This window comes from Paenarthrobacter sp. TRD_SC_7, assembly GCF_056156245.1.
The window spans coordinates 254,106-266,783 of the sequence record NZ_CM149587.1; the positions used below are offsets into that span (position 1 = coordinate 254,106).

The 12,678-nt window shown below is 63.5% G+C and carries 13 protein-coding genes; 3 read left to right on the plus strand and 10 right to left on the minus strand.

From position 1 onward, the window contains the following. Positions 1-2 precede the first annotated feature (2 nt). The 10 genes from folK to dacB all read right to left on the minus strand — a co-directional run bounded on the left by folK (position 3) and on the right by dacB (position 10,067). Complete coding sequence (gene folK / locus AC0J5Z_RS01285) at positions 3-542, minus strand: 2-amino-4-hydroxy-6-hydroxymethyldihydropteridine diphosphokinase (RefSeq protein ID WP_475036909.1); 540 nt, start codon at positions 540-542, stop codon at positions 3-5. Next, positions 539-898: a dihydroneopterin aldolase gene (gene folB / locus AC0J5Z_RS01290; RefSeq protein ID WP_024818972.1), complete on the minus strand. Its 360-nt coding sequence runs from the start codon at positions 896-898 to the stop codon at positions 539-541. The genes folK and folB overlap by 4 nt, the downstream gene beginning before the upstream one ends. Before the next feature lie 12 nt (positions 899-910). Then, a complete protein-coding gene (gene folP, locus AC0J5Z_RS01295) occupies positions 911-1,816 on the minus strand; it encodes a dihydropteroate synthase (RefSeq protein WP_475036910.1) in 906 nt (301 codons plus the stop codon). A gap of 5 nt (positions 1,817-1,821) precedes the next feature. Then, positions 1,822-2,457: a GTP cyclohydrolase I FolE gene (gene folE, locus AC0J5Z_RS01300; RefSeq protein ID WP_475036911.1), complete on the minus strand. Its 636-nt coding sequence runs from the start codon at positions 2,455-2,457 to the stop codon at positions 1,822-1,824. 10 nt (positions 2,458-2,467) lie between these two features. Continuing rightward, complete coding sequence (gene ftsH / locus AC0J5Z_RS01305; RefSeq protein WP_475036912.1) at positions 2,468-4,537, minus strand: ATP-dependent zinc metalloprotease FtsH; 2,070 nt, start codon at positions 4,535-4,537, stop codon at positions 2,468-2,470. Positions 4,538-4,746: 209 nt separating this feature from the next. Next, positions 4,747-5,571 carry a hypothetical protein gene (locus AC0J5Z_RS01310; RefSeq protein WP_475036913.1) on the minus strand — a complete coding sequence of 275 codons (825 nt, stop codon included), beginning with the start codon at positions 5,569-5,571 and terminating at the stop codon, positions 4,747-4,749. A gap of 131 nt (positions 5,572-5,702) precedes the next feature. Continuing rightward, complete coding sequence (gene hpt / locus AC0J5Z_RS01315) at positions 5,703-6,254, minus strand: hypoxanthine phosphoribosyltransferase (protein ID WP_011772910.1); 552 nt, start codon at positions 6,252-6,254, stop codon at positions 5,703-5,705. Positions 6,255-6,285: 31 nt separating this feature from the next. Next, positions 6,286-7,356, minus strand: a complete 1,071-nt coding sequence (gene tilS / locus AC0J5Z_RS01320; protein WP_475039487.1) for a tRNA lysidine(34) synthetase TilS — start codon at positions 7,354-7,356, stop codon at positions 6,286-6,288. A 92-nt stretch (positions 7,357-7,448) separates the two neighbouring features. Beyond that, positions 7,449-8,570, minus strand: a complete 1,122-nt coding sequence (locus AC0J5Z_RS01325; RefSeq protein ID WP_475036915.1) for a zinc-dependent metalloprotease — start codon at positions 8,568-8,570, stop codon at positions 7,449-7,451. Between the two features lie 60 nt (positions 8,571-8,630). Beyond that, positions 8,631-10,067, minus strand: a complete 1,437-nt coding sequence (dacB, locus tag AC0J5Z_RS01330) for a D-alanyl-D-alanine carboxypeptidase/D-alanyl-D-alanine endopeptidase (protein WP_475039489.1) — start codon at positions 10,065-10,067, stop codon at positions 8,631-8,633. A 146-nt stretch (positions 10,068-10,213) separates the two neighbouring features. On the opposite strand from dacB, the gene AC0J5Z_RS01335 reads away from it, so the two are divergent. The 3 genes from AC0J5Z_RS01335 (at position 10,214) to AC0J5Z_RS01345 (ending at position 12,668) form a co-directional block, all read left to right on the plus strand. Continuing rightward, complete coding sequence (locus AC0J5Z_RS01335) at positions 10,214-10,702, plus strand: inorganic diphosphatase (protein WP_014920365.1); 489 nt, start codon at positions 10,214-10,216, stop codon at positions 10,700-10,702. 179 nt (positions 10,703-10,881) lie between these two features. Continuing rightward, complete coding sequence (locus tag AC0J5Z_RS01340; protein WP_475036917.1) at positions 10,882-11,895, plus strand: hypothetical protein; 1,014 nt, start codon at positions 10,882-10,884, stop codon at positions 11,893-11,895. After that, positions 11,892-12,668, plus strand: coding sequence for a hypothetical protein (locus tag AC0J5Z_RS01345; protein WP_475036919.1), 777 nt, complete (start codon positions 11,892-11,894; stop codon positions 12,666-12,668). The genes AC0J5Z_RS01340 and AC0J5Z_RS01345 overlap by 4 nt, the downstream gene beginning before the upstream one ends. Positions 12,669-12,678 lie beyond the last annotated feature (10 nt).

The window sequence follows — 12,678 nt, forward strand, 5'->3', positions numbered from 1 at the left end:
GGCTACTCCACCGCTCCCGTTGCCGGCACACCGGCAACGTCACCGTAACCGTCAAAGCGGCGGATGTCCGGCATGTCGGCGGCGACGGCGGCCAGCTCGGCTACGCTCTGGCCGTTCAGCGTGGCGTGCGGCTCCAGCAGTGACCACGGGTAGAGCACGAAAGCGCGCTCAACTGCCCGCGGGTGGGGGATGGTGAGGATCGGATCGTCACTTTCGACGTCGCCGAACACAATGATGTCCACGTCCAGCGTCCTTGGACCCCACCGCACCTCGCGGGTGCGGTGATGCTTCTGCTCCACGCCGTGGCAGTGCTTGAGTAGCTCCAACGGAGTCAACGTTGTTTCGACAGCCATCACCATGTTCAGGAAATCGGGTTGGCCCTCAGGACCACCAACTGCCTTGGTCTGCACCACCGGCGAGACACCCAGGAGACGCACCTCAGGCGGGTCCACCAGATCCGCCACGGCTGTGGACAGAGTGTCGTTACGCTCCCCCAGGTTACTGCCGAGCGCCAGGATGGCCTTTGTATAGCCGGACGTCATGATCGCTCCCGGTGGACGCTGACAGTGACGTCGCCAAACGGTACCTCAATGGGCGCCTTGGGCTTGTGGACAGTGATATCGACGGCGGCCACGTTGTAGTTTTCGAGGATGCCCTCGGCGATCCTGACGGCCAGGCCCTCGATCAAGTTCAGGGGCTCGCCCTCGATGTGCTTGGTGATCAGTTCAGCCACTTCACCGTAGTGCGCCGTGTACTGGAGATCATCCGTCTCGGCCGCCTTGGTGAAGTCCGTGTGCAGCACGGCGTCCACCACGAAAGGCTGTCCGTCACGGCGTTCGAAATCGAACACTCCGTGATAACCGACGGCGGTGACGCCGGTCAGCGTGATCCTGTCCACAGCGGTATCCAATCAGCGCGTAATGCGGGCGGCGACCTTGACGGCGTCAAGGCTGGGGCCGACGTCGTGAACGCGGACAGCCCAGGCGCCCTTGGTGGCGCTCAAGGCGGTAATAGCCGCGGTGGCGGCGTCACGTTCCAAAGGAGCTGCGGACTTGCCGGCCACGGTGAGAAGCGAACCAAGGAACCGCTTACGGGAAGCAGCCACCATCACCTTGTGGCCCAGCGAGAAGAGCTGGTCCAGGTTCTTCAGGATCTCCCAGTTCTGGTCCTCGTTTTTGGAGAAACCGACGCCGGGATCGATGATGATCTGCTCAGGGGAAACTCCGGCTGCATACAGCTTGTCCCGGATGCCGCTGAGCTCAGCCACGACGTCCTCGGTCACGTTGTTGTAGTCCGTGAGGCCGTCCATGGTCAGGGCGTCGCCACGACGGTGCGTGAGGATGTACGGAACCTTGGTTCGGGCAACGAGCTCGGGCATGTCCGGTTCGATCGTCAGGCCGGAAACATCGTTGATGATGGCTGCCCCCGCCTCAATGGCAGCGGCGGCGGTGGACGTGTGCATCGTGTCGATGCTGACCAGCGCGCCCGCTTTCACCAAGGCTTGAATCACCGGGATAACGCGGCGTTGTTCTTCTTCGGGGGAAACCGGTTCAGCGCCCGAACGGGTGGATTCACCACCGACGTCGATGATGTCTGCGCCTGCGTAAAACATGCGCAGGCCGAGCGCGATGGCGGTGTCCGGTGTCCGGTGGGTGCCGCCGTCGCTGAAGGAATCCGGGGTGACATTGAGGATTCCCATGACGAGCGTGCGGTCCGTTGGCAGGTCCTCGAACCTGGCAGCGGGTCGCGGTTTGCGGAGAATCGGCAGCGGGCTTGTGGCCGGGCCGGTTCCAGGTGCTGCAGCGAGGGAGTCCATAGTGCTTACCTTCCGAGTATGAGGCTCATGGCCTCGGCGCGGGTGGCCGGGTCATGGAGTTGACCGCGCACCGCACTGGTGACGGTCTTTGCGCCCGGCTTGCGAATGCCGCGCATGGACATACACATGTGTTCACATTCGACGACCACAATGGCCCCGCGTGGGTTGAGGTGCTTCACGAGCGCCTCAACGATCTGCGTGGTGAGGCGTTCCTGTACCTGCGGCCTGCGCGCGTAGATATCGACAAGCCGCGCCAACTTGCTCAGGCCGGTCACTTTGCCGTCATGTGACGGAATGTAACCAACATGCGCGACTCCGTGAAACGGCACCAGATGATGCTCGCACGTCGAGTAGAAGGGGATGTCCTTCACCAGGACAAGCTCTTCATGGTCGAGGTCGAACGTGGTGGACAGGACATCCACCGGGTGTTGATGCAGCCCAGCGAACATCTCCGCGTACGCCTTTGCGACGCGTTTGGGCGTGTCCAGCAGGCCTCCGCGCTCAGGGTCTTCACCTATCGCCAGGAGGATCTCACGGACAGCCGCTTCAATGCGCGGACGGTCCACTTTGTGGGCATGCTTGGAGCCCGCGGCGGAACCGGGGGCGGCGGCGAGGTCGTCGTCGTCGTCGAAATGAGTCACAGCAGAAAGCTTAGCCGTGATGCGGGTGGTCGTTGCCGCCGTCGGGGTGCGGGGCCTGGAAGGACTCCTGGCTGCCGACTCCCTGGGCATGCGGGGCTACGACGTCCAGCGGCTCGTCCAGGCGGGCCTTCTTGGCCTCTTCCTGAGCTTCGCGCTCTGCCTTCTCGGCGCGGGATTCCACGGGAGGGATGGACTGGACCGGGCGGGATTCCTTGGACAGCCAGATCTCGCGGAAATCGCGCTTCCGGATGTCGTGGAAGATCTCGGCGATCTCCGCCTGGTTCAGGGTTTCCCGTTCCAGCAGTTCCAGTGCCAGACGATCCAAAACGTCCCGGTTTTCCGTGAGGATGGCGTAAGCCTCGTCGTGTGCTTGGTCGATCAGGCGGCGCACTTCCTCGTCCACAACGTAGGCGATCTGGTCCGAGAAGTTGCGCTCCTGTGCAGCGTCGCGGCCGAGGAACGGCTCACCGCCGCCCTGGCCCAGCTTCACGGCACCAACGCGTTCGCTCATGCCATACTGCGTGACCATCTTGCGGGCCGTGGAGGTGGCCTTTTCGATGTCGTTGGAAGCGCCCGTGGAGGGATCGTGGAAGACGATTTCCTCGGCAACACGGCCACCCATGGCGTAAGCCATCTGGTCCAGCAGCTCGTTGCGGGTGACCGAGTACTTATCGTCCTCAGGAATCACCATGGTGTAGCCGAGTGCACGGCCGCGGGGAAGGATGGTGATTTTGGTGACCGGGGCGGAGTTACGCAGCGCAGCAGCAACCAGTGCGTGGCCACCTTCGTGGTACGCGGTGATCTTGCGCTCGAGTTCCTTCATGACGCGGCTGCGCTTCTGCGGGCCTGCCATGACGCGGTCGATTGCCTCGTCCAGTGCGCGGTCGTCGATCAGATTGGCATTTGAACGCGCAGTCAGCAACGCGGCTTCGTTCAGGACGTTGGCCAGGTCCGCACCCGTGTAGCCGGGAGTCTTCTTGGCAACACCCCTGAGGTCGATGCCGGGGGCCATCGGCTTGCCCTTGGCGTGGACGTTAAGGATCTGTTCGCGACCGATCATATCCGGGGCTTCCACGGTGATCTGGCGGTCGAAACGGCCCGGGCGCAGCAGGGCGGGGTCCAGGACGTCGGGGCGGTTGGTTGCCGCGATGAGGATGACGTTGGTCTTGACGTCAAAGCCGTCCATCTCGACGAGGAGCTGGTTCAAGGTCTGCTCGCGCTCATCATTGCCGCCGCCGATGCCGGCACCACGGTGGCGTCCAACGGCGTCGATTTCATCAACGAAGATGATGGCCGGGGAGCTTCCTTTGGCCTGTTCGAAGAGGTCGCGGACACGGGAAGCACCAACGCCGACGAACATTTCGACGAAGTCCGAGCCCGAGATGGAGAAGAAGGGTACGCCGGCCTCGCCGGCAACAGCACGGGCAAGCAGCGTCTTACCAGTACCTGGAGGGCCGTAAAGCAGCACACCCTTGGGGATCTTGGCGCCAACGGCCTGGAACTTTGCCGGTTCCTGGAGGAACTCCTTGATTTCCTGGAGCTCTTCCACGGCTTCGTCAGCACCGGCGACGTCAGAGAAAGTCACCTGCGGCATGTCCTTGTTGACCAGCTTGGCCTTGGACTTGCCGAACTGCATCACCTTTGAGCCGCCGCCCTGCATGCGGGAAAGCAGGAACCAGAACAGAACACCGAGCAGCAGCACAGGGATGAGCAGGGAGAACAGACCGGAGAACCAGTTGTTCTCCACCGGCTGGTCAGTGAAGCCCTTGTCCGGGTTGGCGTTGGTGACAGCCTTCACCACATCCGGACCGCGATCCGTGACGTAGAAGAACTGAACGTTCTTGCCCTTGTCCTGGCCGTCCAGGTTCAGGTTGTCCTTAAGCACCAGGTCAACGCGGTTCTCGGCGTCGAAAATCTTGGCCTGCTCAACTTTCCCGCTTTGGGAAAGGAGTTCGAGGCCGTCCTTGGTGTCAATGCGCGTGGAACCGCCCGGAGCCAGTGTTGCGAATGCCACCAGGAGCAAGCCAACGACGACAACAATCCAGATGCCCGGGCCCTTGAAGAAACTCTTAGCTTTCATCTGATCGGGGTTTTGCCCCGTCCCTCCTGGTAGTGCTGCAAGGCGCAACTTCTGCGCGCGAGTGGTGCTGCTTCAGTTTCAAGCTATACACCGTTCCCAGTAATTCACGCACCGGAAAGTCCAAAAGTTCCCTCTGGGCGTACACAGGATACTCGCGTTGGGCGCGCTGGGACAGGGTTTATTGCTCACCGGGTTGCTCCGGCGACTCGTCAGACTGTGGCGACCGGGAGCACCAGCAAGTAACCGGTGGGCAGGTCAGTGCTCCAGCGTCGCGGCTCACGGACCACGAACTGTGTGGCCAGCTGCTCCGGGGTGACCAGGCTGTTGGGCTCCGGGGACGGGCCCCATTGTCCGCTGCCATGCGGGTACAGCGGGTCCAGGACGCGGATCCCCGATACCTGGAACTCCGGGAACTGTGCAGGGTCGCCCATCGACTCGAATCCACTCATCACCCACGCATGGCGTCCGCTCCACATGACCAGCCCCACCGGCCGGCCAGTTTCGGCTATGGCACGCGCTGCCGTCTGCAGCGTGTCCTCGTAGTTGCCGATGCTGACCACCGTGTACGGCCCCATTCCAACCTCGGTCAGCACCTGCGCCCAACCCCGCGGGTTGGCGCCGTTGAACGAATTGGATGACCGCGAACGCGCCATCTCCCACAGCTCGCTTTGCTGTGCGGAGGATGCCCACGACCCTCCCCCGGTGTCGTCGATGAGGTTGTGCGCCATCTGGATGCTCGCGGCAACACACCAGTCAAAGGTGTACTGCGGCACGAAGTCGCCTTCTTGGTAGAGGTTCAGGGCGAAAGCCTGGGGCGCCACCGGTGGCGCAGGCGCTGGAGGAGGCTCGGGCGCAGGAGGCGGGGACGGGTCGAGCGAAGGAGCTGCGACATCACCCCCGGTTGGTTGGGCAGACGCGATTGCGCTGGATTGACCCGCAGCTGGCTCGTTGAGATCTACCGCAGGAGTGCAGGCCGTGAGGAGGGTCGCCACGACGACGAGCCACGCCAACAGACGGGCAGGGGCACCGGTCATGGCTCAGTTTAGCTCCAGGTCCCAAAGCAGGGCACCCCTTAAACGCCAACGCCGCACCCACTCCCGCCAAACGCACCAAGGGTTACGGGTGCAAACGGCGGAAAGGGGCGCGGCTGGTAAGCGGGGGACGCCTACTCGTAAACGTGCGGGGCCAGGGTTCCCACGAAGTCCAGGTTGCGGTACTTCTCGGCGTAGTCCAAGCCGTAACCGACGACGAATTCGTTGGGGATGTCGTAGCCGACGTACTTGACGTCGATTTCCACCTTGGCGGCGGTCGGCTTGCGGAAAGCCGTGCAGATTTCGACGCTGGCCGTGCCGCGGGATTCAAGGTTGGACTTGAGCCAGGACAGGGTCAGGCCGGAGTCAATAATGTCCTCGACGATCAGGACATCCTTGCCCATGAGGTCGGTATCGAGGTCCTTGAGGATCCGGACAACACCGGAGGACTGGGTGCCCGAACCGTAGGACGAGACAGCCATCCAGTCCATGCTGACGTGGCTGTGCAGCGCACGCGCCAGGTCGGCCATGACCATCACGGCACCCTTGAGGACACCGACGATGAGGATGTCGCGGCCTTCGTAGTCCTTGTCGATCTGTGCCGCAAGTTCCGCGATGCGCGTTTGGATTTGCTCTTTGGTGTAAAGAACGTGCTTGAGATCTGCCTGGACGTCGTTTGAATCCACCAATGGCTCCTGTTTTGATGCTCGGGTGCGGCTACTGTTGGGACGGTTTCTGATGCCGGAATACTAGCTTCCCACAGCGGGAGGCCACTCGGGGAACGCCATCGGCCGCAGCACCCGCCGAAAAAGCAGGCGAAGCACCCGTGGAAACAGGCCGTTCCTGCTCCAAATCACTGAGGGACAAGCGATACACACTGACGTGCCCGGGAAGCTCCACGGGCCCTGCCGACCCCTGCCGGCGAAGCAGCGCTTCCGCAGCTTGAAGCCGTCCGTAGCCGGGTTGTTGGCCCCCGACGTCGGCCGCCGCCTTCGCGATCACGCGGAACCTGAGCGCTGCCGGCAACTCACGGACGGCGTCCTCGGGCAGCCAGGCGTCGCCTCCTTCCCGCTGCACAAGTGAGAGATAGGTCTCGTTGGCCAGATCTTCAAGGAAGTCTGCGTCCTGCTGCAGGATAGCCGCTGTCCGAGCCAGCGACTCCGCAACACCCGGCCCTAGCTTCTCTTCCAAGACCGGCATGACTTCCACACGGGTCCGGGAGCGGGCAAAGGCGGGATCGGCGTTACTCGGATCGTGCCACGGATCCAGTTCCTCGACCTCGCAGATTTCCAGAGTCTCCTCACGGCGCAGGCCCAGGAATGGTCGGAGCAGGCGTCCCCGAGCGGGCCTCATCCCCGCGAGTGAGCGCGTTCCGGATCCCCGGGCCAACCCCAGGAGCACCTGTTCAGCTTGGTCATCCAAGGTGTGGCCCAGCAGGATCGCGTCACAGCCAAGGTCATCGGCGGCGGACTCCAACGCAGCGTGACGGGCATCCCGGGCGGCGGCTTCAGGCCCAAAGCCAGTGGAGGCTACTTCCACAGCGCGCACTTCCACGGGAGAGAGGCCCAACTCACGCAGCACACCTGCGGTGCTCGCAGCCACTTCCGAAGAGCCCGCCTGCAGTTGGTGATCAACCACCACGCCGGCAACGGACACCGGGTGCCCGTCAACGTGCCCGCGCCGACCAAAGTAAGCGGCTATCGCTGCCAGAGCCAAGGAATCCGGGCCTCCGCTGCAGGCTACAAGCACACGTGACGGGTAGCCCGCAGAGGCCAATGCGTTCTGCAACTGCTTCCGAGCCTTGCCGACCACCGGCGCCAAACGCCCCGGCCGCCGTCGCCCCTTACCGGCGGGACCGACAGCGGAACCGGAAGCTACGCTCAAAGCCCCATCCGATCAAGCCAAAGCCTGGAGTTGTGGATCTCTTCTTCGGTGGGGAGGTACTCGGCGGATTCCCACACCCGGTTGAAGCCCTCCATGCCAGCCACGGCAACAACCTCACGGACGAACTTGGCGCCGTCCGTGTACTGGCGCATCTTGGCGTCCAGGCCGAGGAGGTTGCGGATGAACTTCTCCACCACGCCACGATCCTTGCCGCGCTCGTTGAAGCGCTGGCGAATGGTCTTGACGGAGGGAACAATGCTCGAATCCACAGCATCCATCACCACGTTGGCATGACCCTCGAGGAGGCTCATGACGGCCGTGATGTGGGACAGTGACGCCTTTTCCTCGGGGTTCTGCAGGAGATCCAGAATGGCGCCACGGCCCGGAGTCTTGTCAGAGGGATTGCGGTCGCGCAGGGACTTGGCCACGGCGCTGGCCCGCTCTACCAGAGAATCCACGTTGCCCAGGAGATTGCCGCTGAGTTTCTCGATTTCGTCCAGCATGTGGTGCCGCAGCCACGGGGCAGCCGCAAACTGGACCCGGTGGGTTTGTTCGTGCAGGCAGACCCAGAGACGGAAATCATCAGGGTGGACGTTGAGTTCGCGCTCTACGGAGATGATATTCGGCGCCACGAGGAGGAGTCGACCTCCCGGCGGAACATTGGCATCAGGGGCCAAGGCGGCAAAGGGATCATACTGGCCCAGGACCTTGCTGGAAAGGAACGCGAGCACGGCCCCGAGCTGGGTGCCCGTGATGGCACCGCTGGCAGCAGCGGCGGCAGGAGTCATCGCTACTCCGCTGCGGCTCTCCAGCATCTTCTGCAAGGCGGGTTGGAGCATTACCGAGAAGCTCTGCGTATTGGCCTTTGACCACGAGGCACGGTCAACAACCAGGACGTGCGAATCACGCAGGTCGCGCGCGGCATCCAAGCCGGTGATGTCGTGCACGTGCGGGACCGAGATATCCGCGTTGAAGCGCAGATTGTCCACCGCCTTGCCGATTTCCCCGGCGCTAAGCTCCGGACCGGGAGGGGCAAGCCGGGCAGCCGTAGAGGCGGCCAAGTCCCAATTGATCAGGGACGGGGCCCCTGCTGACGAATCTCGGGCAGATGACACCATACGGTCCATCACACCACAGGTGGCTGACAGTAAGCCTTAAGTTCGCTCCGCGCGGAGGAGTCAGCCCCGGCAGCCGCACGAGGCCAGAACCGACGCCGATCGATCCATGGCCACCTTGTTACCCGCAGCACCCGCGTCCAGGCCATTGCCGATAAACGAGAACACCAGCAGCCGCCCATCGGCGTCCACCACGTAGCCGCTCAACGCGATCACGGTATTCAACGTCCCGGTCTTGGCACGGACCAGCCCGGCGCCCTCGGACGTACCGGCGTCCACGTATCTGTCATCCAGAGTCCCGGTGAGCCCGGCCACCGGGAAACCATCCAGCGCGGTCCGCAATGCAAGGTCCGGACCGCTGGTGATGGCACGGACGACCTCGGCGAACTGGCGGGCGGTGACTTGGTTCTCCAGGGCAAGGCCCGAAACGTCGGCCAACTGCATCGAATCCGTGGTGATCCCCAACTCCCCCAGCCGTTGCCGCACGGCGGCAGTGGCGCCGTCGTACGTACCCTCTTGACCAGACGCCAAGGCAGTCATCCGCCCCAGCGCTTCGGCGAGGAAGTTGTCCGAGGATTCGAGCATGAGGTCCACTTGCTCGCTGACCGTGGCGGACTCAGCAGCAGCCAGCACCTTGGCGGGGAGGCCCCTGCCGCGTTCGACGCCGGGACTCACGGCGACGCCGGCAGCCGCCAACTGCTCGGCGAACGCTTGGGCGGCGATGACAGCGGAATCCTGGGGCCGTGGTCCGGTCAAAACGTCCGGGGCGTAGCGGCCGGAGTTCAACGCCAGCGAGTACAGGGGCGCGGTTTCCCCGGCCGCGACATCGTCCAGGCTCCACGCCGGATTAAGGGGCGCCCCCGTGAACAAGGAATCGTCCACCTGCACGGTAACGGGCCCCTTGATCCCCGCGGAAGCCAAAGCCGCCGCGGTGTCCGCAGCCAGGGAAACCAGCCCCGCCCGGCCAAGAACGGCTGTGGGCTCGGAGGCGGAGGCGCCCAGCAGAACGTCCCCTCCCCCGGTCAGCACCACCGTGGAGGGATTGTCAGATGCAAGCACTTTAGTGGTGAAGCGCGACTCGGGACCAAGCGCCTTCAAGGCTGCGACCGCGGTCAGCAGCTTCATGTTCGAGGCCGGGATGCGGTTGGCGTCGGCCTCGCGGTCAAAGAGAACCCGGCCGGTGGACGCATCCATCACCACGCCGCTGATACTGCCCGCACCATCCGGTTTCAACGTAGCGTCAAGGAGCTTCGCCACCTCACCCGCAGCCGGAATAGGCGCTGCGGCATCCAACGGAAGCACACTGTTGACGCCCGAAAGGCGGTCAGGCACCTGCTGCCAGGCGGGAATCGAAGGTGAGGGCCGGGGAAAACCCAACAGTCCGGGAACCATTCCGACCACCACCACAGCGCTCAGGCACAGCAGTACGGTGGTCAATAGCACTGGCCACGTAAAGCGCCCCCACGCCCACTTGCGGGCACCCCGGTTTTTAACGGCCATCATGCAGTTGCTTGGTCCTGTCAGTACTGAAATGTCCCCGCCGGTTCAAGAAACCCGGGCCTCTCGCTATATCCTCAATAGTAGTCGGCGGCGCCGGTTGCGCTTTTGCATGCCGCGCCCCACCCACACCCGTCAAGGAGCATTCCATGAAGCACGACGTGACCATCGAGATCCCCAAGGGATCGCGCGTCAAGTACGAAGTTGACCACGAAACCGGCCGTGTCCGCCTGGACCGCGTCCTGTTCACCTCCATGCAGTACCCCACGCACTACGGTTTCTTCGAGAACACCCTGGGCGAAGACGGCGACCCGCTGGACGCATTGGTGCTCCTGCAGGACTTCGATCTGCACCCGGGCGTCATCGTTGAATCCCGCCCCATCGGCGTCTTCAACATGACCGACGACGGCGGCGGAGATGCCAAGGTCCTCTGCGTCCCCGTTGACGCACGTTTCGACCACATCCAGGAAGTCAGCGACGTCAGCGAATTCCTGGTCAAGGAAATCGAGCACTTCTTCACTCGTTACAAGGATTTGGAGCCCGGCAAGTGGGTCAAGGCCGAGGGCTGGGGCGACCGCGCCGCTGCCGAAGCCGAGCTGGAAGCCTCCATCAAGCGCTTCTCAGCCGAAGGCCACTGATTTAAAGGCTCTAAACGCCTGACGCTCGACGGCGGCTGGTGCGGTTCCCTGCGAACCTCACCGGCCGCCGTCGTTCTTTAACGGTTTATGCACATGGGCATGTCTCCCCATCGCGGCAGCTTGCGGGTCCGCCTAGGCTGGAACGAGACTTTTCGATGCATGCTCACAGGGGGTTCCATATGGCTGGGTTCTACGGCGCGGACATCGCGCAGCTTCGCAGTCTGGCGGGTGTGATGGGCAACGCTGCCGACGCCATCAGCCTGCAAAGTACGCAGTTGTCCAACGCGATCAACTCCACGACGGCGTGGCAGGGCAGGGACGCCACGGTGTTCAAGGGCGATTGGAACAGCCAGCACCGGCAGAGCCTGATGAAGGCCGCCACCATGCTGCGCGAAAACGCGAGCCAACTGAAGAAGCACGCCAACCAGCAGGAGTTTGCCAGCCACAATGATGGCTCAGGCACCTCGGTTGGCGTCCTTAGGGACGTTTACGACACCGCGATGGGCGCCAAAGGCGCCGTCAGTCCGCTGGTAGCGGCAGTCAGGTACCTCCTGCCCGTCAAACCACTGCCCAACGGAGTCATCGATCCCCGTCACGTGAGGTACGGCAAGACCAAGGAGATCCTTACCAACTGGCGCGCTGGCGGGACCGTCCTGAGGGATGGGATCACCGCCCTTCGCAACGGTGAAAAGGTCACGGACGTCATCACCGACCTCAAGGCCAACATTCCGTACAGCCAGGCTTTCCAGGAAGCCAGCAAGTTCTCCAAGGGCCTGCGCATCGCGGGGGCTTTGGCAGCACCCCTGAACATCGTGGGCGGCATCAGCGACATGATCAGCCCCCAACACGATGGCTGGCGCGGCACCGGCGATCGCGTGGCCGGCGGCCTTTCAGTGGTAGGCGGCGTGGGCAGCATCATGCTCATGACTGCAGGCGGCGCGGCCCTGTTGGGCCCCATTGGTGCGCCGATCGTCATTGGTGCGGGCCTCGTTGCCGGGGCCTGGGCTTTGGGTAACCTGGTGGCCGACAACTGGGATTCCATCAGCAACTTCGCCCGCAACCCGGGCAGCTACATCGCCGATGGCGCCAAGGAAGTGGCGGGCTTCGCGAAAGATGCAGGCAGTAAGGTGGCAGATGGGGTCAGTGACGCCGCCAAATCAGTCGGGAACTTTGTCGGAGGGATATTCGGATGACCGCCAGCACCATGAATTGGACCGAACGGGACGTGCAGGCCGCGGCCAAGGTCCTGGCGTCGGCCAGCGCCACCGGAGCGCCCCTGCCCACCTTGACCGACGAAGAAATTGTGGCCTTGGACGGCGTGCAGCACGAACAATTGGTGGCCTTGCCGTGGCTTTCGGCCCAGGACGCCAGCAAGGAACTGATGTGCGCCATCGCCTTGCGCGGACTGCTCGCCAAGGAACTCGTGTACCCGGTGGTCTTCGAAGGTGAAAGCGAGCCGTCGCGCTTGCACGCTACGGAGGAAATCACCGGGGCCCTCACCCTGCGCCGGAGCGGCAGCAGCGTCGTTTCCGTTGAACGCACCGTATCCACCGGCAAGCGCTGGCTCTACAGCTATCTCCACGACGACGGCGTGCTGCTCGAAGAAGTGGACGAAGGCGGTTTGCATGGCTTCACCGTCATTACCCGCGACCAATTGGCCCAGCGCCTCTCTGAGTTCGTCGACCCCGAAAAGGCTGCCGCCCGCGATACTGACCCCACCGTCTATACCGAAGCTCAGTTCGAGGAGCACGCAGCCACAGCCCTTTCCGACACCCTGGCTGCAAGCACCGTGGTGGCATTCAATTCGGATACCAACGAGTTCCCCACAATTACGGTCTACACCGGCCCGTCAGGCGTCCACGTCCTTACCCCGCAGGTTGATGGCGACTCGGTGTCGTTGGAACTGAAGGAAACGTCCGCGACCTCGCTGGCCGGCGTCCTCGGCGGCTTGGCCGGACTGGCCTGACGTTCCGCAC